The sequence below is a fragment of the Chryseobacterium gleum genome, from assembly GCF_900636535.1.
In the GTDB taxonomy this organism is placed as follows: Bacteria; Bacteroidota; Bacteroidia; order Flavobacteriales; family Weeksellaceae; genus Chryseobacterium; species Chryseobacterium gleum.
On record NZ_LR134289.1, the window covers coordinates 401306 to 427022 of the forward strand.

At 37.4% G+C, this 25717-nt stretch carries 23 protein-coding genes; 18 read left to right on the forward strand and 5 right to left on the reverse strand.

The annotated features are described in order from the left end of the window. Positions 1 to 99: 99 nt before the first annotated feature. From EL165_RS01815 to EL165_RS01850, 8 genes are all read left to right on the forward strand, one after another. Positions 100 to 768 (forward strand): ABC transporter ATP-binding protein, encoded by a 669-nt coding sequence (locus EL165_RS01815; protein ID WP_002979895.1) that lies wholly within the window; start codon positions 100 to 102, stop codon positions 766 to 768. A 16-nt stretch (positions 769 to 784) separates the two neighbouring features. Further along, on the forward strand, positions 785 to 1363 hold the full coding sequence (locus EL165_RS01820) for a murein L,D-transpeptidase catalytic domain-containing protein (protein ID WP_002979893.1): 579 nt from the start codon (positions 785 to 787) through the stop codon (positions 1361 to 1363). Between the two features lie 21 nt (positions 1364 to 1384). Then, complete coding sequence (gene radC / locus EL165_RS01825; RefSeq protein ID WP_002979891.1) at positions 1385 to 2062, forward strand: RadC family protein; 678 nt, start codon at positions 1385 to 1387, stop codon at positions 2060 to 2062. Further along, positions 2059 to 2973 carry a hypothetical protein gene (locus EL165_RS01830; protein ID WP_002979890.1) on the forward strand — a complete coding sequence of 305 codons (915 nt, stop codon included), beginning with the start codon at positions 2059 to 2061 and terminating at the stop codon, positions 2971 to 2973. Before radC ends, EL165_RS01830 begins: the two co-directional genes overlap by 4 nt. Positions 2974 to 3046: 73 nt before the next feature. Next, positions 3047 to 3979, forward strand: a complete 933-nt coding sequence (locus EL165_RS01835; protein ID WP_002979889.1) for a phytanoyl-CoA dioxygenase family protein — start codon at positions 3047 to 3049, stop codon at positions 3977 to 3979. Positions 3980 to 4061: 82 nt separating this feature from the next. Further along, the gene (locus tag EL165_RS01840; protein WP_041461502.1) at positions 4062 to 5237 is read left to right on the forward strand and encodes a hypothetical protein; all 1176 of its coding nucleotides are present in this window, start codon (positions 4062 to 4064) and stop codon (positions 5235 to 5237) included. A gap of 24 nt (positions 5238 to 5261) precedes the next feature. Beyond that, positions 5262 to 5774: a DUF7935 family protein gene (locus tag EL165_RS01845; RefSeq protein WP_002979887.1), complete on the forward strand. Its 513-nt coding sequence runs from the start codon at positions 5262 to 5264 to the stop codon at positions 5772 to 5774. 17 nt (positions 5775 to 5791) lie between these two features. After that, positions 5792 to 6403, forward strand: a complete 612-nt coding sequence (locus EL165_RS01850) for an inorganic pyrophosphatase (RefSeq protein ID WP_002979886.1) — start codon at positions 5792 to 5794, stop codon at positions 6401 to 6403. A 72-nt stretch (positions 6404 to 6475) separates the two neighbouring features. On the opposite strand, the gene EL165_RS01855 is transcribed toward EL165_RS01850, so the two are convergent. Further along, complete coding sequence (locus EL165_RS01855) at positions 6476 to 8206, reverse strand: amidohydrolase (protein WP_002979885.1); 1731 nt, start codon at positions 8204 to 8206, stop codon at positions 6476 to 6478. A 135-nt stretch (positions 8207 to 8341) separates the two neighbouring features. Here EL165_RS01855 and EL165_RS01860 point away from each other — a divergent pair, with 135 nt between their 5' ends. Then, positions 8342 to 11071, forward strand: a complete 2730-nt coding sequence (locus tag EL165_RS01860) for a sodium-translocating pyrophosphatase (protein ID WP_002979884.1) — start codon at positions 8342 to 8344, stop codon at positions 11069 to 11071. Between the two features lie 158 nt (positions 11072 to 11229). Here EL165_RS01860 and EL165_RS01865 read toward each other — a convergent pair whose 3' ends face one another. Further along, entirely contained in the window at positions 11230 to 12369 is a 1140-nt protein-coding gene (locus EL165_RS01865) for an aminotransferase class I/II-fold pyridoxal phosphate-dependent enzyme (RefSeq protein WP_002979883.1), read from the reverse strand. Positions 12370 to 12529: 160 nt separating this feature from the next. Here EL165_RS01865 and EL165_RS01870 point away from each other — a divergent pair, with 160 nt between their 5' ends. From EL165_RS01870 to EL165_RS01885, 4 genes are all read left to right on the forward strand, one after another. After that, a complete protein-coding gene (locus EL165_RS01870; protein ID WP_002979882.1) occupies positions 12530 to 13570 on the forward strand; it encodes a M28 family metallopeptidase in 1041 nt (346 codons plus the stop codon). A 73-nt stretch (positions 13571 to 13643) separates the two neighbouring features. Then, a complete protein-coding gene (locus EL165_RS01875; RefSeq protein WP_002979881.1) occupies positions 13644 to 14018 on the forward strand; it encodes a VOC family protein in 375 nt (124 codons plus the stop codon). Further along, on the forward strand, positions 14015 to 14515 hold the full coding sequence (locus tag EL165_RS01880) for an endonuclease V (RefSeq protein ID WP_002979880.1): 501 nt from the start codon (positions 14015 to 14017) through the stop codon (positions 14513 to 14515). The genes EL165_RS01875 and EL165_RS01880 overlap by 4 nt, the downstream gene beginning before the upstream one ends. A gap of 156 nt (positions 14516 to 14671) precedes the next feature. Beyond that, the gene (locus EL165_RS01885) at positions 14672 to 15847 is read left to right on the forward strand and encodes an acetyl-CoA C-acyltransferase (RefSeq protein ID WP_002979879.1); all 1176 of its coding nucleotides are present in this window, start codon (positions 14672 to 14674) and stop codon (positions 15845 to 15847) included. A 382-nt stretch (positions 15848 to 16229) separates the two neighbouring features. Here EL165_RS01885 and EL165_RS01890 read toward each other — a convergent pair whose 3' ends face one another. Beyond that, positions 16230 to 19571 (reverse strand): DEAD/DEAH box helicase, encoded by a 3342-nt coding sequence (locus tag EL165_RS01890; RefSeq protein WP_002979876.1) that lies wholly within the window; start codon positions 19569 to 19571, stop codon positions 16230 to 16232. Between the two features lie 133 nt (positions 19572 to 19704). On the opposite strand from EL165_RS01890, the gene EL165_RS01895 reads away from it, so the two are divergent. Both EL165_RS01895 and EL165_RS01900 read left to right on the forward strand, forming a co-directional pair. Continuing rightward, positions 19705 to 20502 carry an SDR family oxidoreductase gene (locus EL165_RS01895; protein WP_002979875.1) on the forward strand — a complete coding sequence of 266 codons (798 nt, stop codon included), beginning with the start codon at positions 19705 to 19707 and terminating at the stop codon, positions 20500 to 20502. Positions 20503 to 20578: 76 nt separating this feature from the next. Then, positions 20579 to 21493, forward strand: coding sequence for a helix-turn-helix domain-containing protein (locus EL165_RS01900; RefSeq protein ID WP_002979874.1), 915 nt, complete (start codon positions 20579 to 20581; stop codon positions 21491 to 21493). Between the two features lie 66 nt (positions 21494 to 21559). Here EL165_RS01900 and EL165_RS01905 read toward each other — a convergent pair whose 3' ends face one another. After that, positions 21560 to 22162, reverse strand: a complete 603-nt coding sequence (locus EL165_RS01905) for a GNAT family N-acetyltransferase (protein ID WP_041461501.1) — start codon at positions 22160 to 22162, stop codon at positions 21560 to 21562. Positions 22163 to 22352: 190 nt separating this feature from the next. Between EL165_RS01905 and EL165_RS01910 the strand changes: the two genes are divergently transcribed. The 3 genes from EL165_RS01910 (at position 22353) to EL165_RS01920 (ending at position 25232) form a co-directional block, all read left to right on the forward strand. After that, on the forward strand, positions 22353 to 23513 hold the full coding sequence (locus EL165_RS01910) for an MFS transporter (RefSeq protein ID WP_050791118.1): 1161 nt from the start codon (positions 22353 to 22355) through the stop codon (positions 23511 to 23513). 118 nt (positions 23514 to 23631) lie between these two features. Beyond that, positions 23632 to 24489: a helix-turn-helix domain-containing protein gene (locus EL165_RS01915; RefSeq protein ID WP_002979871.1), complete on the forward strand. Its 858-nt coding sequence runs from the start codon at positions 23632 to 23634 to the stop codon at positions 24487 to 24489. 92 nt (positions 24490 to 24581) lie between these two features. After that, positions 24582 to 25232, forward strand: coding sequence for an HD domain-containing protein (locus EL165_RS01920; protein ID WP_041461500.1), 651 nt, complete (start codon positions 24582 to 24584; stop codon positions 25230 to 25232). 82 nt (positions 25233 to 25314) lie between these two features. Here the strand turns inward: EL165_RS01920 and EL165_RS01925 are convergent, their stop codons facing one another. Beyond that, positions 25315 to 25704 carry a hypothetical protein gene (locus EL165_RS01925; protein ID WP_002979869.1) on the reverse strand — a complete coding sequence of 130 codons (390 nt, stop codon included), beginning with the start codon at positions 25702 to 25704 and terminating at the stop codon, positions 25315 to 25317. Positions 25705 to 25717 lie beyond the last annotated feature (13 nt).

The window sequence follows — 25717 nt, forward strand, 5'->3', positions numbered from 1 at the left end:
AATGGATTACCGAAATCTAAACATCTTAAAACTAAAATAAAATATAAACCGCTTCAAAAAGCGGTTTTTTATTTGAAGGCAATTCACTATTTTTGAATCATGATTAAAGCAAGAAATATCCATAAGTCTTATGGGAATTTAGAAGTACTGAAAGGAGTTGATATTCACATCAAAACAGGAGAGGTGGTTTCTATTGTAGGAGAATCAGGAGCAGGAAAATCTACACTGCTGCAGATTTTAGGAACACTGGATCATCCGACCCAATCCGGTAAGTATGATACTGAAATTGAAATAGCGGGAGAATCATTTATCAATATGAATGATAAACAGTTATCAAAATTCAGAAATCAGAATATCGGTTTTGTATTTCAGTTTCATCAGCTTCTTCCTGAGTTTACCGCTCTGGAAAACGTATTGCTTCCGACAAAAATAGCCGGAGCCAATGAAAGAGAAGCTATTGAAAAGGCATATGCTTTATTTGAAGACTTAAAGATAGAACAGAGGCTGAATCATAAACCTAACCAGCTTTCCGGTGGAGAAGCACAAAGGGTAGCAGTAGCGAGAGCTTTAATCAATTCACCAAAAATTATTTTTGCAGATGAGCCAACCGGTAACCTGGATTCCAAAAATGCGGATGACCTTCACAGATTGTTTTTTGATCTTAGAGACAAATACAATCAAACATTTGTGATCGTTACCCACAACCCGAATCTTGCAGAAATTACTGACCGCAAACTCGTGATGAAAGACGGAATGATCATAGAATAACAGTATACTAAACAGGATGATGAAATACTATATTTTTCTTCTTTTAATTGTAATTTCCTGCTCAAAGGCTGAGTCTCAGCAGTTGAATTCACTTAATGTGCCACAGGCAAGAATTTTGGAAATTAAGAATTATATTAAAGGAAAAGAGTATAATCAGGAACTGGCTGTTTTTATCAATTTTAAAAAACCTTCCGGTAAATACCGTTATTTCATTTATAACCTGAAAAATAACAGGATTGTACAGCAGGCTGTAGTTTCCCATGGCTCAGGTTCTGTTATACCAAAATCAGACGCCTTAAAATTCAGTAATATTGAAGGCTCTTATCAGTCTTCACTTGGAAAGTATGTCATTGGAGAAAGCTATGTAGGAAAGTTTGGCAAAGCCTATCGGTTGACAGGGTTGGACTCTACCAACAGTAATGCCATGCAGAGAGCTATCGTTCTTCACTCTTACGAATGTGTTTCCGATATGGAATCTGAAACTCCGGCATGCCTGAGTTTAGGTTGTCCTATGCTGTCGGTAAATGCTTTTAAAGAAACTGCTAAATACATTGATCATTCCAAAAAGCCGATGATCTTATATGCATTCTATTAATTCATAATATTTTAATTTTTCATGGCTATAAAATTTCTTGCAGAAGATGACAGACCCAGAGAAAAGTTTTTGCAGAAAGGCAAAAGCTCGCTTTCTGATTCTGAACTGTTAGCCATCATCATGGGAAGTGGAAATAAGGACGAAAATGCTGTAGAGCTTGCAAGAAAAATTCTCAATTCTGTTAATAACAGCTGGCATCAGCTAAGCTTGCTTTCTGTTAAAGATCTGATGAAATTCAAAGGAATCGGAGAGACAAAGGCTATTTCAATCATTTCAGCCTTAGAAATCGGAAAGAGAAGAGCTGTACAGGAAATCCCTGAAAAAACGATAATAGGTAACAGTCATGATGCTTATGCAGTTCTTAGAAACCAGCTTTCCGATCTGAGAACAGAAGAATTCTGGGCCATCTTCCTGAACAACAATAATAAAGTGATTCATATCTCCCAACTTACACAGGGTGGGATCAGCCAGTCTATTGTAGATGTAAGAACTCTTTATAAAGGAGCTTTGGATCATTTTTCAACAGGAATTATCATTGCGCACAACCATCCTTCCGGAAGTTTAAAACCAAGCAGGGAAGATATTAATATCACACAGAAAATAAAAGAAGCCGGAAATACGTTAAGCATCCAGCTTTTAGACCATATTATTGTCACACAGGAGTCTTATTTTAGCTTTTCGGATTCAGGATTACTATGATTAGAAGATTAAAATACCATGAAATTGACTTTGTTAAATATGCTCGATGTTTAGAAAATTCCGAACAAAGAAAATATTCTGCTACAAAGCATTTTTTAGATACTACTTCTACAATGCCCTGGGAAATTCTTGTTTATAAAGATTACGAAGCAGTAATGCCTGTTCCTTTTGTAAGAAAATACGGGATGAAAATTGTACATAATCCTAAGCTTTGTCAGCAGCTTGGTGTCTTTTCTGCCAAAGATAATTTGGATGTAAATGAGGCTTTTTTAGAATATCTGGAAAAAAATTACATGATCCGGGCATATCCTTTTAATGATGTTAATCAACTTCGTACAAAGATCAGAATCAAGAAAAACTTTTTATTATATCCTGACGCTTATGAGAAAGTGTACGCAAAATATTCACCCAAAAGAAAAAGAAAACTTCGGTTAGATGAAGCTGTTTTAAAAGATTCTGAAATCAAAACGATATCTTTTGACAAAGCCAGAGCTTTCATTGAAGCTAACACAATAGGGCTGAGCAAGGAAGATGACCTGCCTGAGTTCATGAGGATTTTTGAGAGCTTTTACAATCTGGGATATCTGAAATTTACCGCATTTTACTATCAGCAGAAGATTATCAATGTAATTGCTACTTATTCCGATTGCAATATGGTAGCGCTTTTAGGTAATTTCAATGATAAGAATTATGTGAAGTTATCGGGAGCATCTGTATTGATTGATTATCTCATTAAAGAAAATATTGAAACTCATATTTTTGATTTTGAAGGAGGCGAACTTCCCAATATTGAAGAATTTTTCAGAGGATTCCGGCCCGAGTTGAGACCTTATGGCATTATTGAGAATTCAAAAATAAACCTTTTTAAAAAGCTGGCCTATCTTATCCTGAAAGGGAAATCTTTTTTATGATGAAAAGCATTGTTTAGATTGGTTCTAATTAGGTAATAATCAGTAACTTTATAAAATCCTTAGTAAAACAGTTATGTTACAACAGATTCGTCAGTACAAATTATCATATATGCTTTATAACCTGTTTAAAAAGAGTAAATTAAAGCATAATATTCCATTGTATAAGAAATACGGAATCAATAAGAGCTATTTTTCAAGCATTTCCAGTAAAGATTTTGCCCACCTTCCGGCCAGTGAGAGGACGGTAGATTATACAAAGCTTAAAGAAACTCCGTTTTTTAATAAGCTTTCCGAAGAAAATAAAGAAAGTGCTCTTCAATACGACGATAACGGGTACATGATTCTGAGGAATTATCTTACTCCGGAAACGGCAGATCAGATCAATTTTGAAATTGATAAACTGATGAAGGACGGAACTTTAAAGTTTATTTATGGAGGAAAGCTGATGTTTGCCATTCATCATTCGGAAATCATTAAAAATATAGGAAGTGATCCGGAACTGTTAGACTTTTTATCCGTTTTACTGGACGGAAAATCCAAACTTTTTCAGAGCATCAATTTTATTAACGGTAGCCAGCAGAAAACACACTCAGACAGTATCCATATGACTACTTATCCGTTGGGAGGACTGCTTGGGGTCTGGATTGCTCTGGAAGATGTGGATGAAAGCAACGGAGCTTTGCATTACATTCCTAAAAGCCATAAACTTCCTTATTTTCTGAATTCTGATTACGATAACGAAGGCACTGCCTTGAAAATCGGCAAGAAAAGCTACAGGGCTTACGAAACTTTCCTTGAGGAAAAGGTAAAAGAATTAGGCTTAAAAAAAGAAATATTTAAAGCAAAAAAAGGAGATTTATTAATCTGGCATGCCAATATTCTTCATGGAGGAGAACCTCATACAGATAAAGACAGAACCAGAAAAAGCCTTGTATACCACTTCTTTGATGAAAACAGTGTCTGCTACCATGAAGTAACACAAAGACCGGCCCTGTTTGAACTATAGTATACTGATCCTTTAGTAAACTTTCCTGGGAATACAGATTAAAAGATAGTTTTTTACATTTGTATTCATATAATATCAGTATATGGAAAAAAAGAACGGTATTCTTGTTTTTATCTTTTCAATCTACGTATGCTTCATGTCATACTACCTGTATACCAACCACTATTACAATACTGATATGGAAGCCTATATGGGGCTAATTTATAAAACGGAATATCCTGATATGAAAATTGAAGATATTCATAAGAAGGTATACCATGAATTGAGGGAAAAGAATCCTGATTTTGCCGGACTTGGACCTGTAAATCCTATAGCGGAAGAAGTAGCAGAAGGGGAAAGCACCTATTATAAAATTATTTCACAAAATCCTAAGGCCTACGAAGAAGAGCTGCAACTTTTTGTGGTGAAGCCTTTCTATAACTTTATCGGCTGGTCATTCTTTAAACTTGGTTTGAGTGCTTCTGCCTCGATCTCTTTAATTTCGGCTATTTCTTATGCATGTATTCTTATTCTGATTTTCAGTTTTTTAATAAGGATTTTGAAAAATTATCCGCTTGCTTTTATCCTCACTATTTTAATTTCGATGTTCAAACCTTTGCCGGAATCTGCCCGGCACGTTTCTGCGGATTCTTTATCATGCCTTCTTCTTCTTCTCAGCTTCTATATTTTTTTAATGAGGAAGAATATTTTCTGGGCAGGTATAGTAGGCATGCTATGTGTGCTTACAAGACCTGAATATTTTATTTTGTATTCATTCCTGTATGTCTTTGTTTATTTATATAGAAACAGGTTTCAGATTAAAACAGCGCCGTTATTGATATCATACGGATATTTGTTTCTTTCTTTCTGTTTAATACAAGCTTTTAATCAGGTGTCGTGGTCTACGCTTTTTATGAATCAGTTTACGAAAGTTCAGATTTATCCCGTTTCACAGCCTGATCCGTTCTCCTTTTCAGATTATATTCATTTTATTAAAAGTAATATAATGCTGGAATTCAATTCTTCCTATTTTCCAATCTTACTGATTTTTATAGTGGTCATTCTGACCAATCATTTTTCTTTCCGCAATAAAAAAAATCAGGCTCAGGTCTTGTTTTTTGCTGTTATTTATGGAACTGTTATGTTGAGATTTCTGATTTTTCCGGCTCTGGTAAACAGGATGATGGTTGGCTTTTATCTTATCATTATTCTCTCTTTGATCTATATACAAATTTCTAAAGTGGATATCTTTAAAAACTCTTTAGAAGACGGAAAATAATTAGTAATTTTGCAGTCTAAAATTATGACGAGTCTCTCAGGATATTTACCATATGCATTTGCATTGATTATTGCGATTCCTTTTCTGGTTTTGCTCAGACAATTTGTACACTCATACATTACTCTTAAGAACCAGGAAATCAAATTACTTACCGTGAAATCAAATTCAGAGAACAAAGCACATTCCTATGAAAGAATGACACTGTTTCTGGACAGGATTAAGCCTTCAAACCTTATTCATAGATTTGACAGAGGGCTGGCCGTTCATGAGTTTATTTTCCTTACAGAAAAAGCGATCAATGAAGAGTTTGAATATAACTCATCCCAGCAGTTATACATTACAAAAAATTCATGGCAGAATATTGTAGACTCAAAAAATGCAATTATAGAACTACTTCATAAAACCTATGACGGGCTGAAGGGAGAGGTTCAGCTGGATGAATTCAAAACGGTTTTCATCATGAATTATATGGAAGGCAACGATTATATTGCCGAAACAATAGAAGATTTAAGAAAAGAAATTTTAATAATAACTTAAAAAATAACAGATAAATAATGATTCCAAATTTTAAAGCACATCCATGGCACGGAATTTCTGCAGGAGAAGATGCGCCAAATGTTGTAAACGTATTTGTGGAAATTGTTCCTTCAGATACTATTAAATATGAAGTAGATAAAGAAACAGGATATTTAAAGGTAGACAGGCCGCAGAAATTTTCTAACATTATCCCTGCTTTGTATGGGTTTGTTCCAAGAACATACTGTGATAAAGAAGTAATGAGACTTGCTGTAGAATCAGGAGCTGATGATGTTACAATGGGAGATCATGATCCGCTTGATATTTGTGTTTTAAGTTCTCACAACATCCACGCCGGAGGTCTTTTGATGGAAGCTATTCCAATTGGTGGTTTTAAAATGATCGACGGAGGTGAAGCGGATGATAAAATTGTTGCAGTAATGATCAATGATCACGCTTTCGGGCATTTCAGAGATATTTCTGAATTACCTGAAGCAGAAGTGAAGAGATTAATGCACTATTTCCTTACGTACAAAAACTTACCGGATGAGCCTGCAAAATGCAGAATCCAGGAAGTTTACGGTGCAGAACATGCGAGAAAAGTGATTAAAGCTTCTCAAATAGATTATGCAGATAAATTCGGAGGATAAAATTCTTTCCAAAAGCATACAAAAAGCAGATGAATTTTCATCTGCTTTTTCTTTATGTATACTCTTGATGTATCAATAAATTGAGACTCTTTTGTACACGGAGTTTCCTTCTTTTATAGTTTCAAGAACTTTGATCTTTCTAAGATTTTCAGGATTTATCGTTAAAGGATTCTGATCCAGAATAACAAAGTCCGCTATTTTACCTGCTTTAATAGATCCTTTTCTATTTTCTTCCTGCAACTGATAAGCTCCGTTAATGGTAATCGCTTTTAGAGCTTCAATGGGAGAGATTCTTTCATTCGGTCCTAAAATCATTCCTGAGCGCGTTTTTCTATTCACTGCTGCGTATACTGCCGTTATCAGATCTGGTGGAGTAACCGGAGCATCATGATGAATCGTAAACGTAATGCCTGCTTTTAATGCAGAGTTGGCCGGACTTATAAAAGCTGCTCTTTCGGGACCAAAAACACTTGAGTAATGCCAATCTCCCCATAAATAAGCATGAGTAGAAAAGTAAGAAGGAATTACCCCTAATTCTTTTATCTTTTGAATATGATCAGGACGGCTGTTTTGTACATGAATTAATGTTGCGCGCAATTCCGGCTGGTAAATATTTTCATCTTTTAACCTTTTGATAACGCGTATAGCCTGATCAATTGCTGCATCTCCGTTTACATGAAGCTGCGCAGTGATATGATTTTGGAAAAGTGTTTTCAGATCGTTATATAACGTTTCATCCGTAAAAATGGGAAATCCTTTATAGTCTTTAGACTGACCTTCCGGCGGAACTAAATAAGGCTGTGTCAACCAGGCTGTTTTTCCCTGAGGAGAACCATCATTAGAAAATTTGAAGCCAGCCAGTTTCAAACGATTTTCATACTTCATATACTTTGGCTTGAAATTGTTGAAATCTTTTTTGAAATATTCATAATCAGGAAAGTAAACAATATCGGCTTTAAAAAGATGTTGAGAAGCTGCCTTTTCTAACAAAACTACACTTTCTCCCATAGTTCTTCCATCACAAATAGTCGTTTGCCCATAGCTGAGCCATTCATCCTGGGCTTTCATCAGGTTTTCCATGGCATGAGCCTGGGTATCTTTGCCTTTACTCATTTTTTCCGTTAAGGTCAGCAACGCTGTGAAACTGGCATTCTCTTCCAACTTTCCATTCAGTTTTCCTGTTGCTTTATCTCTTCCGATGTGTCCTCCTTCAGGATCTTTTGATGATTCTGTTATTCCCAGAAGTTGCAGCATTGCACTGTTTGCTACACTGGCATGACCTGAGGCGTGAATGACAATGATAGGATTGGTTTTGCTGATGACATCCAGTTCTGTTCTTGTAGGATGACGGTGTTCCGCCATTATTGCATCATCATAACCATTTCCGATAATTGGCTGTTGAACTGAGATTTTATTGTCTTTGATGTAGTTTTTAAACGTAATCTGTAAATCTTTAATAGAATTTACAGTGCCATAAGGTTCGGGGGACAGATCTACAGCGTCCATAATCCCGGCTCTTGATGTAAGATGTCCATGAACATCTATAAAACCAGGAAGAAGAGTCTTTCCATTTAAGTTAATCAATTTAGTGGCTGATCCTGAAAAACGCTCTGCATCTGATTTTGTTCCTGCAAAAAGTATTTTTCCGTCTTTAACGGCTACTGCTTCAACCTGGGGAGAAGAATCCTCCATTGTTATAATAGGTCCTCCGAAATATAGTATTTCAGCTTTTTCCTGTGGCATCTTATGATGACAGCTGCTTATGCCTGCAGATAGGATAAGGGTGTATAGTATCTTTCTCATAAATAATTAATTCAAATCATAGTGAGAAACAAATTTACAAAATAATAGATTATTATTAATGAATTTTATGGTGTGTTTATAATTTCATTATATTTATAAGACTAATCTCAATTTTTTAATATAAAATAATAAACTATGGATCTATTTGTGTTAGTGCCAATTTTTGGTGTCATAGCTTTGCTTTATACATTTCTTCAGAGCAACTGGGTCAATAAACAGAATGCCGGAAATGAAAAAATGAAAACAATCAGCGGGCATATTGCAGACGGTGCAATGGCTTTTCTAAAGGCTGAATACAAAATCTTAACGTACTTTGTTGTAGTGGTTGCTATTTTACTGGCAGTGATGGGGTCTAGTAATGCCAATTCACATTGGAGTATAGGAATCGCTTTTGTGGTGGGGGCTATATTCTCTGCCTGTGCAGGATTCATCGGAATGAAAATCGCTACTAAAGCTAATGTCAGAACGGCAGAAGCGGCAAGAACTTCACTGTCTAAAGCTCTTAAAGTATCCTTTACCGGAGGTTCAGTAATGGGAATGGGGGTTGCCGGACTAGCTGTTTTAGGTTTGGGAGCCTTATTTCTGATTATTAAACAGATTTTTGCGCCGGATGCTACAGTAGATTCTCATGAAATGGAAAGAACCATTGAAATTCTCACCGGATTTTCTCTTGGTGCAGAATCCATAGCGCTTTTTGCAAGAGTAGGAGGTGGTATTTATACAAAAGCAGCAGACGTAGGTGCCGACCTTGTGGGAAAAGTTGAAGCCGGAATCCCGGAAGATGATCCCCGAAATCCCGCAACCATTGCAGATAACGTAGGAGATAATGTGGGAGATGTAGCAGGAATGGGAGCTGACCTTTTCGGATCTTATGTGGCAACGGTTTTAGCTACCATGGTATTGGGTAGAGAAACCGTTTCTGATGATGCTTTCGGAGGTTTTGCCCCGATTCTTTTACCGATGCTTATTGCAGGAACAGGAATTATATTTTCAATGGTCGGAACTTTATTTGTAAAAGTAAATGATAATGAAGGTTCATCCACTTCAAGTGTTCAGAATGCGCTTAACCTTGGAAACTGGGGAAGTATTGTGATTACTGCTATTGCTTCTTACTTTCTGGTAACATATATCCTTCCTGAAAAAATGGTTCTCAGAGGCCATGAATTTACCAAAATGGGAGTGTTCGGGGCCATAATGGTCGGACTGGTTGTAGGAACTTTAATGAGTATTATTACAGAATATTATACAGCAATGGGTAAAAGACCGGTTTCCAGCATTGTGAGACAGTCTTCTACAGGACATGCAACCAATATCATCGGAGGGCTATCCGTTGGGATGGAATCTACCTTGCTTCCGATTATTGTATTGGCAGGAGGTATCTATGGTTCTTATCTCTGTGCGGGACTTTATGGAGTAGCTATTGCAGCAGCCGGAATGATGGCTACTACAGCCATGCAACTTGCCATCGATGCGTTTGGTCCTATTGCCGATAATGCGGGAGGTATTGCTGAGATGAGTGAGCTGCCGAAAGAAGTAAGAGAGAAAACAGATATTCTGGATGCTGTAGGAAATACAACGGCTGCTACCGGAAAAGGATTTGCTATTGCTTCAGCTGCTTTGACTGCTTTAGCCTTATTTGCGGCATTTGTAGGAATCGCAGGAATTGACGGTATTGATATTTACAGAGCAGACGTTCTGGCGGGACTATTTGTTGGCGGAATGATTCCTTTTATTTTCTCATCATTGGCAATCACAGCAGTTGGACAGGCAGCTATGGCAATGGTAGAAGAAGTAAGGAGACAGTTTCGTGAAATTCCGGGAATTCTGGAAGGAAAAGCACAACCTGAATATGAAAAATGTGTTGCTATTTCTACAGATGCATCCATCAGAAAAATGATACTTCCCGGTGCGATAGCCATTATTTCTCCCTTACTGATCGGATTTATTTTCGGGCCTGAGGTTTTGGGAGGATTCCTGGCGGGGGCCACTGTTTGCGGAGTTTTGATGGGAATGTTCCAGAATAATGCCGGAGGTGCCTGGGATAACGCCAAAAAATCATTTGAAAAGGGAGTGGACATCAACGGACAAACCTATTACAAAGGTTCAGAGCCTCATAAAGCTTCCGTAACCGGAGATACGGTAGGAGATCCGTTTAAAGATACGTCAGGCCCTTCTATGAATATCCTGATCAAATTAATGTCAATCGTTTCTTTGGTTATTGCGCCTACTTTGGCTGTGCTGCATAAAGATAAAATTGAAGCGAACAGAAAAGCAAAGATTGAAAGTCTTACCGGAGTAACCGGCACTGCTACTGTCGTTACAGATACTAAAGCAGTACAGGTGATTCCCAGTCAGGTTCAGGGACATCTTAATGAAAACGGGGACTTTGTGTATGAAACGGGAAATATTCAGAAAATAAAACTGGAGGGTGGAAAAACAATTGCTATCGGAGACGGAAGCCAGCTTTATCAGCTGTATAATGTGGTTAAGCAAAAAGATAAATCTGCCCTGGATCCTAATAAGTGGTACACGATAGAAAACCTTTATTTTGAAACAGGTTCAAGCGATTTAAAACCAGGCTATGAACTTCAGTTAAACACGCTGGCTGAAATTTTAAATGCTTACCCCAACCTTAAAATAAAATTAGGAGGTTATACAGATAACAGTGGGAATGAAGAAAGTAATCTTAGCCTGTCTAACCTGAGAGCACAAACAGCGAAGCTTAAATTACTTGAGCTAGGGGTTTCAGCAGACAGAATAGAAGCAGAAGGCTACGGATCTCAGCATCCTGTATGTGAAGCTAATGATACAGATGAGTGTAAAGCAAAAAACAGAAGAATTGATGTAAGGGTTCTGGCTCTTTAAAATCAATATTAAAATAATAGGAAAGCATCGCTTTGGCGGTGCTTTTTTTATTATATTTTTTTGTCATTTAGATCAAAAGACAACAGCAAAAATAAAATATCCATCATCATCTGTGCAAATCTGTGTGATCTGCAGGAAAAAACAAATATGTGAAATGATTAAAGGTTCTTTCTCAAATATTCCAGTGCCTTAATAATCAGTTCATCTTTTTTAGCAAAACTGAACCTGACATAATCCGAATTCTGTCTCGAATTATAAAAAGCCGAAAGTGGGAGACACGAAACCTTTTTCTCAATCGTCAGCCACTTTGAAAACTCTACATCGGTCATGTTTTTAGAAATATTTCTGAAATTAACAACCTGAAAAACACTTCCTTCCGCTTGTTGTTCGATCTGAAAAGGGGTTTCTTTAATCATTTCATTAAAAATATCTCTTTTCTTCTGCATGAGCTTTTTATTGATATCCGGATTAAATACATCAAGATATTTTGCGATCGCAAATTGAGCCGGAGCATTGGCGCCGTAGGAAATATATTGTTGATGGCATCGAAATTTCTTTGTTAAAGCTTCAGAAGTGAGCATATAGCTTACTTTCCACCCGGAAGTATGAAACATTTTGCCAAAAGAAAAAATACAGAAGGTCTTTTCCCTGAGCCCCGGATGAATGAAAGAACTGTAGTGTTCCGTTTCATCGTAGCAGTAAGTATCATATATTTCTTCGGAAATCAAATAGATATTCTGGTCTTTAATCAGTTCATATAACTGATGCCAGTCTTCCTTTGTCCATATTTTTCCGGTTGGATTCTGGGGAGAATTGACAATGATTGCTTTTGTTTTTTCAGTAATACAGTTTTTAAACAAGTCCCAGTTGATGGTAAAGTCTTCTTGAAGATCATAATAAACAGGAATTCCCCCATTCATGACAACAGCAGGTCCATAGGTATAATAAGACGGCTGAATAATGATCACTTCATCATTCTGATTAATAACAGATTTGAGGGAGGTATATAAAGCAAAGGTTGCACATGGTACAACAGTAACTTCATTGGTTGTAATAGAAATTTTATGGAGTCTTTTTGCGTTGAAACGGATAATACTTTCAATCAGGAGAGGGTTTCCTGCGAGAGGTTCATAATGATGGGTCTGCTCGTCTGCAGCTTCTTTTAAAAATACCCTTAGGCGTTCATCAATATCAAAATCGGGAAGTCCCAGAGAAAGATCAAAGCTTCCGTGTCTGGCTGCCAGTTCAGACATTTCCGTAAAAAAGGAGTAATGTGTAAATCCGTAAATTTTATCCACCTATTTTGTATTTAAATCAAATATAATAAAATTTTAATATCGAATTATTTTTTAAGCTGATTTATTATTAAATCCATAATAAATTGTTTATTCTTTTGTCATATTTATTAATCATATTATGGTTGGATAAAAATTGTTATTTTTAAGAAATTTATTCTTTATGAAAAAAATACTTATTCCGTTATTTGCAATGGCGATGATGACCAGTTGCGGAACGGCAAAAATATCTGACGGAAACGCTTCACATCCCGTTTCAACAAAACATAATAAAGCATTTAACAATGCCTATAAAGAAATTAATGCAGCGGATTTAAAGAAAAACCTGTATGTGATTGCAGCAGATGATATGGAAGGACGTGACACCGGAAGCAAAGGGCAGAAAAAAGCGGGTGAGTATATCGTTAACTATTATAAAAGCTTGGGAATTTCAGCGCCTAAAGCACTACATTCTTACTATCAGAAAGTTCCGGCTGAATTCATGAAAAAAAGAGGAGGAGGAAACCTTCCTGATTCCGAAAATATTCTTGCCTTTATCGAAGGAAGTGAAAAACCTGAGGAAATTGTGGTGGTCTCTGCCCACTATGATCACGTAGGGACCAAAAACGGAGTAGTATACAACGGGGCAGACGATGACGGAAGCGGAACTGTAGCTGTAATGGAAATTGCCAAAGCATTCCAGCAGGCTAAAAAAGCAGGAAAAGGGCCTAAAAGATCTGTTTTGTTCCTACATGTTACCGGAGAAGAGCATGGGTTGTTTGGCTCAGAGTTTTATTCAGAAAATCCTGTTTTTCCATTAGCCAATACTGTTGCAGATCTTAATATAGATATGATAGGACGTGATGATCCTGCCAACAGGGGAAAACAGTATGTGTACGTAATTGGTTCTGACATGTTAAGTTCTCAGCTTAAAGTAATTAATGAAGCTGCAAATAAAAGAACGAACAACTTGGAACTGAATTACAAATATGATGATTTAAATGACCCTGAGCAGTTGTATTACCGTTCAGACCACTATAATTTTGCCAAGCATAATATTCCTGTAGCATTTTTCTTTGATGGTATTCATGAAGACTATCATAAGCCAACAGATGATCCTGAAAAGATTGATTATCAGTTGCTGGAGAAAAGAACCCAACTTATTTTCACCACTGCATGGGACATTGCCAACAGGGAAGAAAGACTGGTAGTTGACAGAAAATAATCAGGAAGTTTAATCCTTGCTTAAGGTTTAAAGCTTTGGTAAGGATTAAAAACAGACTCAAAAAATCAGGGATATGAAACCAACAGTTAAATCCATCAGACCTTTTATTGGTGCAAAGGACTTTAAGATCAGCAGAGACTTTTACAGGGATCTGGGATTTGAAGAAATTGTTCTGGAGCCAAAACTCTCCCTGTTTATAAGGGAAGAAATAGGCTTTTATCTTCAGGATTATTATACAAAAGACTGGGTTGACAATACTATGGTTTTTATGGAAGTTGACAACACCGATGAGTTTTGGAAAGAACTTTTGTCTTTGAGACTTACAGAAAAATATAAAAATGTGAAGCTTACTCCCGTAAGAACAATGGATTGGGGGAAAGAATGTTTTGTACATGATCCGTCGGGAATTTTGTGGCATTTCGGTGAGTTTTTTAAGAAAGAAATATGATTTACGCATTTGATACCTACTATTATGAAGATTATGCCAATACCGTATGTATTGCATTTGAAGACTGGACATCTGAAAAAGAAGTGGAAACCTTTATAGAACAAACACCTGTAAGTTCGGAATATGAAAGTGGAGCCTTTTACAAGAGAGAATTACCCTGCATTTTGAGTCTGCTGACAAAAATTGCATTAAGGCCAGGAGATATTATCATTGTTGACGGATATGTTACTTTGGATAATGACGGGAAAATAGGACTGGGAGGACATCTTTACGAAGCATTGGAAATCAAATGTCCTATCGTTGGAGTGGCAAAAAATGAATTCACAACTCCGGATTCTCAACGCAGAAGCGTATTCCGTGGAGAAAGCAAAACTCCGCTTTTTGTTACTGCCAGGGGAATTGATGTGGATGAAGCTAAACTGATGCTGGAAAAGATGCATGGCAATTACAGAATACCAACACTGCTGAAAAAACTGGACCAGCTGAGCAGAGCATAAGAAGTTTAAAATCTTACCCTTACAAGTAAGATTTTTCTGTATTTTTAATATACCAATCGGTATATTTTTATTATCTTTGTTAAGTTCCCTTGCAGATAAAAAGGGATTTTTTTTAATTTAAAATATACTGATCGGTATATAGTAAAATTTAAATCTATGAAAGAAGTATTTATTGTAGCAGCAAAACGAACCCCTGTTGGTGGTTTTATGGGAAGCCTTTCCGGCTTTACAGCTCCTCAGCTTGGGGCTATTGCCATAAAGAACAGCTTTGAAAGCCTTGGACTTACTCCGGAACATATTGACAGTGTATATATGGGAAATGTACTGAGTGCAGGACTTGGGCAATCGCCGGCAAGACAGGCTGCAATTTTTGCAGGAATTCCTGTTGATAAAGACGCCACAACAATCAACAAGGTTTGCGCATCAGGAATGAAAGCGGCCATGATTGGGGCTCAGCAGATCCAGCTTGGATTGGAAAATATCGTTATGACAGGAGGAATGGAAAGTATGAGCAATGTTCCGCATTACGTAAAACTACGGCAGGGAAACAAATTAGGAGATACCAGCCTCACTGATGGATTGATAAAGGACGGACTGTGGGATGTCTATAATGATTTTCACATGGGAAGTGCAGCAGAATTAGGTGTGAAAAAGTATGGATTAACAAGGCAGCAGCTTGATGAATATGCACTGTTTTCCTATCAGAGGGCGCAGGAAGCAGCCCAAAATGGTAAATTTGGTAATGAACTGATCCCAATATCGATTGAAAGTAAAAAAGGAACAATAACTGTTGATAAAGACGAAGATATTGACAAATTGATTCCGGAGAAAATTTCTCTCCTTAAACCTGCATTTGAAGCAGACGGAACACTGACCGCTGCCAACTCCAGTAATCTGAACGACGGAGCAGCAGCCATCCTGTTAGGCTCTCAGGAAGCTATAGAGCGCTATCATCTGAATCCTTTGGCCAGAATCGTAGCTTATGCTGATGCAGCCCAGGCTCCGGAATGGTTTACCACTTCTCCGTCTGTAGCGATTCAGAAAATCCTGAAACAGACAGGCCTCACTTTATCCGATATTGATTATTTCGAAATCAATGAAGCCTATTCCTCTGTTATTTTATCTAACCAGCAGATTCTCGGCTATGATCTCAGCAAAGTGAATGTATATGGTGGGGCAGTTGCTTTGGGACATCCAATTGGCGCTTCAGGAGCAAGAATCGTTACCACTCTTGTCAATGTACTTCGTCAGGAAAAAGGAAGATACGGTATAGCTGCCATCTGTAATGGAGGAGGAGGCGCTTCAGCAATTCTTATTGAAAATATAGGTTAAACAGTTTAATACTTAGATTACTATTATATAGAACAGGCCTATCTTGAAATTCAGGATGGGTCTGTTTATGTATAGTATACTGATAATCTGTTTTAAATTGTATTTTCTTTTAATTATAAGAAGTTATTTTTGAATGAATGATAAATATCATTGCTTTATTATTTTTATTAATTCTAAATAAATATAAATTTGTCTCAAGAAAAAAAGATAATATTTTAAAGGCTTCCCCTAATAATTCAGTAGGAAGAAGATACAACAGACACATCATATCTAAATCATATCCATATCAATTTTTGTTTTTTTATCGACAGGCTTTTTACCTGTCGGTTTTATTTTTAAAAAACTGTAAAGGCTTCTGTTTAAGCTTATGAAAGAATGCACATTATGAGCCGGATCCAAGTAAATCCATGAGATCCTGCTTAGACAATCCCTGAAGTTTCTTTCCATCGGTAGTGAGCAGATTCTGAGCCAGTTGCTTTTTCTTTTTCTGAAGCGTAAGGATTTTTTCTTCAACGGTATTGGAACAGATCATCCGTATAGCAATTACATTTTTGGTCTGTCCTATACGGTAACTGCGGTCAATGGCCTGATTTTCCGCTGCAGGATTCCACCATGGGTCTACAAGGTAAATATAATCAGCCTGGGTAAGGTTGAGGCCAACGCCGCCAGCCTTTAAGCTGATAAGAAATACCCGGATATCTTCATTGTTCTGAAAATGCGTTACCTTTTCTCCCCGGTCTTTCGTCTGCCCTGTTAAATATTCATACCCGATATTGTGTTGTTCCAATTCTGCTTTTATCAGATCCAGCATTCCGACAAACTGTGAGAAAACAAGGATTTTATGGTCTTTTGACTTTCCAAGGATCTGCTCCGTCAGAATTTCAATTTTAACGGCGTTTTCACCGGAATATCCCTCTTTCATCAAAACAGGGGAATTACAGATCTGTCTGAGCCTTGTAAGTCCCGTAAGAACGTGCATGCTGTTTTTGTTCAGGTCATCGTCATCATTGGCTGCAACAAATTCACGGAGCTCTTTTTCATAGGCATCATAAATCTTGCGCTGTTCCGTATTCATTTCACAGTAAATGACTGTTTCTGTCTTCTCCGGAAGCTCTTTGGCAACCTGTTTCTTCGTTCTTCTGAGGATGAAAGGTTTTATTTTTTGCTGAAGTTCCATAGCGCGTTTGCTGTATTCAAACTTATCAATGGGAATGGCATAAATATCTTTAAAATACTGCTTGCTACCCAACAATCCGGGACAGGCAAAAGACAACTGGCTATATAGGTCAAAAGTACTGTTTTCCACAGGAGTACCGGTCAGTACAATCCTGTTTCGTGATTGAAGCAGACGCGCGGCTTTATATCTTTCAGAATTCGGATTTTTAATAACCTGCGATTCGTCCAGAAATACATAATTGAAATTAAAACCTTTCAGAAACTTAATGTCTGAAAGCAGCATTCCGTATGTGGTGAGAACAACTTCGTATTCGGAAATATGAGCAGTTGCTTTAGGCCGGTCTGCACCATAGTGAAGCAGAACCTTTACAGATGGTGCAAATCTGCTGATCTCTTCCTGCCAGTTGAACAGCAGGGAAGTAGGAACCACAACCAGGTTGGTGGTATGCCCTCTTTTTTCTCTCTGGGAAAGAATGAAAGCAATGATCTGGATCGTTTTTCCAAGACCCATATCATCTGCAAGACATCCGCCGAAGTTGAAATCATCCAGAAAGTTGAGCCAGTTAAGCCCGTCATGCTGGTAATCCCTGAGTTCTGCTTTCAGTTCAGCAGGAATAGCTGTTTCCGGAATATCCTTTACTTTTGAAAACTTTGCAGAATAGGAGGTAAGCTCTTCCTGAATTTCTTTGCTCAGGATTTCTTTTTCGAACAGCGATGTCACTTCCGTAAAATTGATTTTAGGAATTTTCAGGATTTCTTCATCAATTTCTCCTGCCCGGAAACAGGCGGATATCTTTTCCATCCATTCTTCAGGGAGAATTCCCATGCTGCCGTCATCTAACTGGACGAATTTACTCTTGTTCCGGATCGCACGGTGAAGTTGTTGTAAAGAAGCTTCCTTAGGACCAAATCCTACTTTTAATTTAGCATTAAACCAATCCAGTCCGCTGGTGATCTGAATATTGATTTTAGCCCGGTGGGCGTTTAATTTATTGTTTTTTAATTCGTTAAATCCAAGAATCGTTATACCTTCATTTCGCCAGGTCTCAAAAGCATCGAGAAACCAATTGTTATTCAGGAACTTATCTCTGTGAAGATAAAAATACTGATACCCATCCATCTGATCCTCAAAATCAGGATGCTGCTGCATAATCAGGGAGGTAAAACGGGCTTCTGCTGATTCGTTTCTTTCTATTTTAAATGGATTGCCATTCTGATCAGTATCAAAAATCTGCTTTCTTGAATATACCGGAACTTCTATGTCACCATATTTCATGACCGGTGTAATTCCTATATAATTTTCCTGCTGGCGAAGATAAATGACTTTTTCAACCTGATAATTCTTATCTTCAAGCTGTACTTTCGTTGCGGGCTGTATATAGCTATAATTGATGTGGATACGTTCTTCAATGGCTGATAGGATATTCTGCATAAATGCCTCGTATTTTGAAGAATGAACCAGTAAAATCTCATTATTAGCCTTAAAAAACCTTATGATTTTGAGCATGTCCGGATCATCTACAAAGCTGAAAATGTTACGGTTATATACAAAATATTCATTTCTGAGAACAACATTTTTAAAAGGGACAGACACATCGTTGAATTGCAATTCTCCTGTTATTTCATAAAACGGATCTTTCTTAAATACAGATAATTGTACCTCGGCATCTAAAGTGTTTAATTCAACTCTAAAAAGTGATTTTGCAGAAACCGTTTCTGCGATTTCCCGGTCATGATAATAGACTTCAAGTTCCAGAGGGTTCTGTACAATGAGCTTTAAAGCTTCCAGTTCTGCCGGATTGTAATCTTCATTGTAATTGTTCTGAAAGGAAGTAATGGCTGTGTAAAACTTAATGTCTGCAGGTTGTTCTGCTTTCCATATCAGCTCCATGGCATCGATAGGGGAAACCGGATTTTTTATTTTTCCGGACTGTGTTGTTTCTGCTTCCATCAGCGAAAAGGTCAGGTGATTATAATACCTGTGTTTGCCAATTACCAGAATTTGTTTTTTAGCCGTTTCCTGAACAGCCAGTTCATCTAGTTTCGAGGAAAACTGAGGCAGCAAATCCCTTTTTAAAATGACATCATCTACAGGAAGCATTTCCTTGATTTTGGGAACTATCTCAATTCTGCCATCAGTATATTGCAGTTCAAAATACTGATCCAGATCCGGTTCGTTTTCAAGACCATATCCTTTTGCTTTGGGAAGAAAGGTCTTTTTACGGAGTATATCATCGAAAAACAGCCTGTAATTCTTATCTTCTATGATACAATGGATAATTTCTGCCTGATGAATGCAAAGCTGCTTTTTTTCATTGTTACAGGTACAGGAGCAAAGCAATGAACTTCCGATTCTGGTAATGTTTACCATCGGAAAATCATATAAAGTAGACTGTTTGGTAAATATTCCGGTGTCTTTTTCAATGGCAACGGGGGAGATGTCCCGAAAATCCCTGATTCCGATAAATGTGCTGTCTGAGGTATGTTTCAGCAGGTCGTATACGGAAAGTGTACTGATATTGACGTTGTCAAGAATATATTCTGCCATAAAATTGATAGAACAAACTTACAAAAAACAAATCTATTTCATATCCGTTTTGGCTACAGCTTACCCCATTTTGGCAACTCCCGGTTTTCTTCCAATGCAGAACTTTGTCATGTAATTTTAAAACAAGAAAAAAATGAAAACAATTTTTATAACAGGTGCTTCTACAGGATTAGGAAAAGCAACTGCCCAATTATTTCAAAACAAAGGATGGAAGGTAATCGCTACCATGAGAAATCCTGAAGCAGCAGCTGATCTTGCTGCTTTGGAAAATGTAACTGTACTTCCGCTGGACGTTACCAATCCGGAACAGATCAAGTCAACCGTTAAGCAGGCTCTTGAACTGGGAGACATTGATGTGGTTTACAACAACGCAGGATATGGGCTTATAGGACCTTTGGAAGCGCTTTCTGATGATCAGATCGTAAAACAGCTGGATACTAATTTATTAGGAGTTATCCGGGTAACCCAGGCATTTATTCCTTATTTCAGAGAGAAAAAGAACGGAATGTTTATTTCCACCACTTCAATTGGAGGTCTGATTGCTTTTCCGTTAGGTTCTACTTATCATGCAACCAAATGGGCACTGGAAGGCTGGAGCGAAAGCCTTGCTTTTGAGCTTAATCCATTTGGTATAGACATTAAAACCGTGTCTCCGGGAGGTATCAAAACAGATTTTGTAAGCCGTTCCCTGGACTCAGCATCCACTCCGGCGTATGATGAAATGACGAATTCCCTGTTTTCTAAGATGGGAGAGATGATGGAAACTGCTTCTACACCGGAGCAGATTGCAGAAGTGGTATATGAAGCAGCTACAGACGGTAAAAAACAGTTGAGATACGTTGCCGGTGAAGACGCAAAAGCATTATATGCACAGCGTATTGAAGTAGGAGATGAAGCTTTCAGAGAAGAATTCCGTAAGCAGTTTATGTAATCCGAAACTTAAAAGGCAGTATAAAGTAAATCACATTTATGCTGTCTTTTCCTCTAATAATTTATAACTTTATATCATGGAAAAGAAAGACAACGTCCCTTTGAAAATTTCATCCATATCGGAACTGCATGATATCCTGCAGCTTCCCAAACCTCTTCATCCGTTGGTAAGCCTTGTTGATAATACAAAAATGAAGGTCAATAAAGAGATGTTGAAGAGAAGTTTTACTCTGGATTTTTATAAAATTTCGTATAAATATTCTACCAACGGAAAAATGGGCTATGGACAGGGATATTATGATTTCAATGAAGGAGGAATGATGTTTACGGCTCCGGGACAGGTCCTTTCAACTGAAGAAAATGCCGAATATTCCGGCTATACTTTACTTGTACATCCTGATTTTATCAGAAGTTATCCTCTCGCCAGAAACATTAAGAACTTCGGTTTCTTTTCTTATGATACCAATGAGGCGCTTCACCTTTCTGATCAGGAAAAAACAACAATAACGGGACTTCTGGATAACATCAGATATGAGCTGAATACAGCGATTGATGAAGTAAGCCAGGATGTTATCATTTCTTATATTGAAGTACTTCTCAATTACAGCAATCGCTTTTATAAAAGACAGTTTATTACAAGAAAGGCTGTCAATCATGATCTGCTGACGAAAATGGATACTGTGCTGGAAGATTATTTCAACAAGCAGGAAACGCTGAACAAGGGACTTCCTACCGTTGAATTTCTGGCTTCCACGTTGAATTTATCACCTCATTACCTAAGTGATATGCTCCGTAATCTTACCGGGCTGAATGCTCAACAGCATATTCATGAAAAACTGATTGAAAAGGCTAAAGAATATCTTACTACTACAGGTTTCTCCGTATCAGAGGTAGCCTACGCACTCGGATTTGAACATCCGCAGTCGTTCAATAAACTGTTTAAAAAGAAAACAGATAAAACACCGTTGAGTTACAGACAATCATTCAATTAGAGATATTTACCCGGCTCCGATACCGGGTGTTTTTTTGTCCATACCTGCTAGTGATTGGTAGTGAACTTATTGTTTTTCCCTAATCAGTTTTTCAATTGTAAGCTTCGCATTATTCCATTCATCATCGAGAATACTGTAATAGGCAGCATTTCTTGTAGTTCCGTCACTCGATACCTTGTCTTTTCGTAAGATACCTTCGAATACACCACCAATCTTTTCAATGGCTTTTCTTGACCTGAAATTATTGTCTTTTGTTTTTAATTGTACTCTGTTGGTTTTCAGAGTATCAAAACAGAAGGTTAAAAGCAATAGTTTACATTCAAGATTAATGGCTGTTCCCCAGAACTCTTTTGTAATCCACGTCCATCCGATTTCCAGTTTTTTATCGGAAGGATAGATTTCAAAAAAACGAGTAGAGCCTATCAGTTTCTGAGTTTCTTTATGACGTATTACAAACGGATATTGATTTCCGGTTTCTCTTTCACTAAGGGCAAACTCATAAGTTTTATAAAATATAGTTCTGTCTGAGCAGTCTGTAGGAATCAGGTCCCAAAGTTCTTTATCTGCAGCCGCAGCATATAACGCTTCAAAATGTTCTTTTTCAAGAGGTATCAGTTCAACTGTTTTTCCTTCTAAAATTGTTGGATAGGGAATCCATTTCTCTTTTATGGTTCATTTTTATGAACGAAATTAATGAAAATTGAAGATCTGTAAACCAAAAGCAAAATGATATTCTACCAAAACGTCAGGTGATTTATTCTTTATTGGTTAAAATGGAACGTAAAAATGACAAAAACGGATTATATTTTAACTGATGTGTGTGTTTAACTTTGCCATGGAATTTTATCACCCTGTTATAATGAATGAGAGAGAATCTTTTAATGCGAAAATGCCCACAGCCTGCTTTTTACTTTTCTTTGCCCACGGACTTGTTTTTTCTTCCTGGGCCAGCCGGATTCCCATCATTAAAAATGCCCTTTCTATCAGCGAGGCAGAATTAGGGACACTTTTGCTTCTGATGCCGATCGGGCAGCTTTCCACAATGGTTCTGGCCGGGAAGCTGATCAGTATATACGGAAGCAGCGGGATTATTAAAAGATGTTTTTTGCTATATCCTTTTTTTCTTTTACTGATTGGGTTATCACCTTCCTACTGGACTCTTGCAATTGTTCTGTTCTTCTTCGGGGTATCCGGGAACATGTGTAATATAGCCATCAATACTCAGGCAATAGAAATAGAATCTCTTACTAAAAGAACTCTTCTTTCATCTTATCATGGCGCATGGTGTTTTGCCGGGCTTACAGGAGCAGTTCTCGGTTTATTGATGATTAATCTGCATGTGGGTACATTCTATCATTTCATGATTACTTTTATGCTTGTAGGAATACTATGGTTATACAGCAAACAGAACCTGACCAATATTATCCATAAAGCGGAACCGCAGACCCGTTCAATCTTTAAATCCGTAAATCCAACACTGGTTGGGCTGGGAATTATAGGCTTCCTGAGTATGGCGATTGAAGGCGCTATGTTTGACTGGAGTGGAGTTTATTTCCAGACTATAGTTAAAGCACCTGAAAACCTTGTTATACTGGGGTATACGAGTTTTATTTTAATGATGACTTTAGGTAGGTTTATCGGAAACAGAATTATTGAGAAATATGGGAAAAAGATTGTTCTGCAATGTTGCGGGTTGCTGATGAGCGGAGGACTTTTTCTTAGTGTTTTCTTCCCGGAGCTCTGGATTTGTATCATTGCTTTTATGATCATCGGGCTTGGAAGTTCCCTGAGTGTTCCCTCTGTTTATAGTACGGTAGGAAAGGTGAGTACGGTAGCGCCGAGTATAGCATTGTCTTTTGTCTCCAGTATTTCATTTTTAGGATTTTTAATAGGACCGCCTCTTATCGGGTATATTGCCGGAAGTTTTGATCTCAGATATTCATATGCTCTTTTCGCCTGTTTTGGAATTTTGCTGGCTGTAATGGCCGGGCAGATGAAAGTATTCAGAAATAAGAATTAACCTTGGTAAATTCTGGCATGTGTTACAGGTTTTCTGACATGCTCTGTTTTGATAAAGTTGGGTAAACTTGCAGTTCAAATTATAGGCAAAACTTTTATCTTTATCAAAAAATCATTCTATGAAACTGGCTTCAGAAATATTATCGGAACCTTCTATTGAGCATTCTTTTTCTGTAAAACGGTTACATGATCAGCTGCTCTATTCGGGGGATTTCGTAAGGCTCAGTTATCATCATATTATTATGATAGAAAGTGGCAGAGGGATGTTTATGGTAGATCAGCATTCTTTTGAAATATCAGGACAGGAAATTTTTTTGCTTTCCAAGGGACAGGTCTGCAAATTTAAAAACGACTTGTCTGTACGAGGCTATCATATTTCTTTTGGAGATTGCTTTTGGGAGAAAGTTCCTTCCAGTGCCAGCAATTGTAAAGCTGTTTTGTTTAATAATGCTTCGGCAAATCAAAGGTTAGAACCAGATCACACTGAAAAAGAGGAATTTTTGAACCTGTTTAAAATTTTATTTACAGAATACAAAGCAGATTCCTATACCAATCAGATGGATGTGCTGGCAGCTTATTTAAAGATTATTATGATCAAGCTGGCCAATGTGAAAATTGTGAAAGAGATAACTTTTGATAGTCAGGATTATATTATCTATCGCAAATTTATGGAACTTCTGAGTAGCCGGTTTCATACCCTTCATGCCGTCAGTGACTATGCTGACAGATTGAATATTACATCGCGAAGACTTAGTGAGCTCTGTAAGCGTTGCAGCCATAAAAGTGCAAAAGAAATTATTAACGGGCAGATTATAGCGGAAGCCAAAAGACTTTTACAATTCAGTTCATATACGGTAAAAGAGATTGCTTATCAGCTTAATTTTACTACTTCTGAACAGTTCAGTCACTTTTTTAAAAAAAACACAGACATATCTCCTGCAAACTACCGCAGCATTTTCATTCATACCAAAGTATAAAATAGATTTGAAATTCTGACATGTCATCAGTATGTATTGATATTCCCCGGGACCAGTAATCAGGATACCTTTGGATAAAATTATTTAAAACTATGTCAGTAAATCGTATGAAAGAAGTTGCAGGAATAATAATTCCAGACAGTAAAATCGCTACAGAAGCTACAGAACTTTTATTGGAGCACGGTACAGAATTTATCTATAATCACTCTTTACGTGTTTTTTTATTCTCTTCATTAAATGCAAAGCGGGAAAATAAGACTCATGATTCAGAGCTGTTGTATGTAGCCTCTGTATTTCATGATCTTGGGCTTGTTCCCCATTACAGCAGCCCTGATCTCAGATTTGAAGTTGATGGTGCCAATGCTGCAAGAGATTTCTTAAAAGGTCATGGTATTGCTCAGGATAAACTTCAGCTGGTATGGGACACCATTGCCCTTCATACCACTATCGGAATTGCAGAACACAAAGAAAATGAAGTAGCTTTAATGTACTCGGGAGTAGGTCTTGATGTGATGGGAGAAGGGTATGAAAATCTGAGTGACGAGCATCGGGAAGAGATTATTAAAATTTTTCCAAGGAATGATTTCAAAAAGAAAATTATTCCCACTTTTTTCAGTGGCTTTGAGCATAAAACAGAAACCACTTTTGGAAATATAAAAGCGGATGTATGTGCTTTCATGATTCCGAATTTTAAAAGGAAAAATTTCTGTGACTGTATTTTACATTCCCCATGGGCTGAATAACAGAAGAACTCTGCCATTAAAGGTATGCAGCCCTGTTTATCGCGGATAATCAGGGCTGTTTAATTTTTACAGCTATGAAATTCTATATCCATCGTTCTATAAGATGAAGCCAAAGGGCTTTTTCTTCATGCAGCAGAAAAACGGCTGATGATGCTCTTCTGGTAACAGTTACTCCCGTAACCTGGGTTTCCGTGTAGGTAGCAAGTCCATGATGTTCAGAATGATTTACTTCTATATTTTCTACGTGAATGGTACGTTGCGGAAATTTACCGAATACAGTTGGAAGCCAGTCGGATAGCATGGATAAAGTGACTGTGTCACCATTTCCATTGATCATTCTGAATTCCGGTGAGAATCCTGACAATAGTTTTCTGTGAAGATTTTCCCGGTTTTCTGTTTTGCCCTGGAACCATTTCTCAATATTCTGATGGAATTCTATAATTTCCATGATAATTTTTTCTGTATTGTTCATATTTAAATGTATT

What these genes read in the sequence shown, in the direction of transcription:
- EL165_RS01815 (WP_002979895.1), top strand. Translation starts at nt 100, where the DNA reads ATGATTAAAGCAAGAAATATCCATAAGTCTTATGGGAATTTAGAAGTA.
- EL165_RS01820 (WP_002979893.1), top strand. Translation starts at nt 785, where the DNA reads ATGATGAAATACTATATTTTTCTTCTTTTAATTGTAATTTCCTGCTCA.
- radC (WP_002979891.1), top strand. Translation starts at nt 1,385, where the DNA reads ATGGCTATAAAATTTCTTGCAGAAGATGACAGACCCAGAGAAAAGTTT.
- EL165_RS01830 (WP_002979890.1), top strand. Translation starts at nt 2,059, where the DNA reads ATGATTAGAAGATTAAAATACCATGAAATTGACTTTGTTAAATATGCT.
- EL165_RS01835 (WP_002979889.1), top strand. Translation starts at nt 3,047, where the DNA reads ATGTTACAACAGATTCGTCAGTACAAATTATCATATATGCTTTATAAC.
- EL165_RS01840 (WP_041461502.1), top strand. Translation starts at nt 4,062, where the DNA reads ATGGAAAAAAAGAACGGTATTCTTGTTTTTATCTTTTCAATCTACGTA.
- EL165_RS01845 (WP_002979887.1), top strand. Translation starts at nt 5,262, where the DNA reads ATGACGAGTCTCTCAGGATATTTACCATATGCATTTGCATTGATTATT.
- EL165_RS01850 (WP_002979886.1), top strand. Translation starts at nt 5,792, where the DNA reads ATGATTCCAAATTTTAAAGCACATCCATGGCACGGAATTTCTGCAGGA.
- EL165_RS01855 (WP_002979885.1), bottom strand. Translation starts at nt 8,206, where the DNA reads ATGAGAAAGATACTATACACCCTTATCCTATCTGCAGGCATAAGCAGC.
- EL165_RS01860 (WP_002979884.1), top strand. Translation starts at nt 8,342, where the DNA reads ATGGATCTATTTGTGTTAGTGCCAATTTTTGGTGTCATAGCTTTGCTT.
- EL165_RS01870 (WP_002979882.1), top strand. Translation starts at nt 12,530, where the DNA reads ATGAAAAAAATACTTATTCCGTTATTTGCAATGGCGATGATGACCAGT.
- EL165_RS01875 (WP_002979881.1), top strand. Translation starts at nt 13,644, where the DNA reads ATGAAACCAACAGTTAAATCCATCAGACCTTTTATTGGTGCAAAGGAC.
- EL165_RS01880 (WP_002979880.1), top strand. Translation starts at nt 14,015, where the DNA reads ATGATTTACGCATTTGATACCTACTATTATGAAGATTATGCCAATACC.
- EL165_RS01885 (WP_002979879.1), top strand. Translation starts at nt 14,672, where the DNA reads ATGAAAGAAGTATTTATTGTAGCAGCAAAACGAACCCCTGTTGGTGGT.
- EL165_RS01890 (WP_002979876.1), bottom strand. Translation starts at nt 19,571, where the DNA reads ATGGCAGAATATATTCTTGACAACGTCAATATCAGTACACTTTCCGTA.
- EL165_RS01895 (WP_002979875.1), top strand. Translation starts at nt 19,705, where the DNA reads ATGAAAACAATTTTTATAACAGGTGCTTCTACAGGATTAGGAAAAGCA.
- EL165_RS01900 (WP_002979874.1), top strand. Translation starts at nt 20,579, where the DNA reads ATGGAAAAGAAAGACAACGTCCCTTTGAAAATTTCATCCATATCGGAA.
- EL165_RS01910 (WP_050791118.1), top strand. Translation starts at nt 22,353, where the DNA reads ATGAATGAGAGAGAATCTTTTAATGCGAAAATGCCCACAGCCTGCTTT.
- EL165_RS01915 (WP_002979871.1), top strand. Translation starts at nt 23,632, where the DNA reads ATGAAACTGGCTTCAGAAATATTATCGGAACCTTCTATTGAGCATTCT.
- EL165_RS01920 (WP_041461500.1), top strand. Translation starts at nt 24,582, where the DNA reads ATGTCAGTAAATCGTATGAAAGAAGTTGCAGGAATAATAATTCCAGAC.
- EL165_RS01925 (WP_002979869.1), bottom strand. Translation starts at nt 25,704, where the DNA reads ATGAACAATACAGAAAAAATTATCATGGAAATTATAGAATTCCATCAG.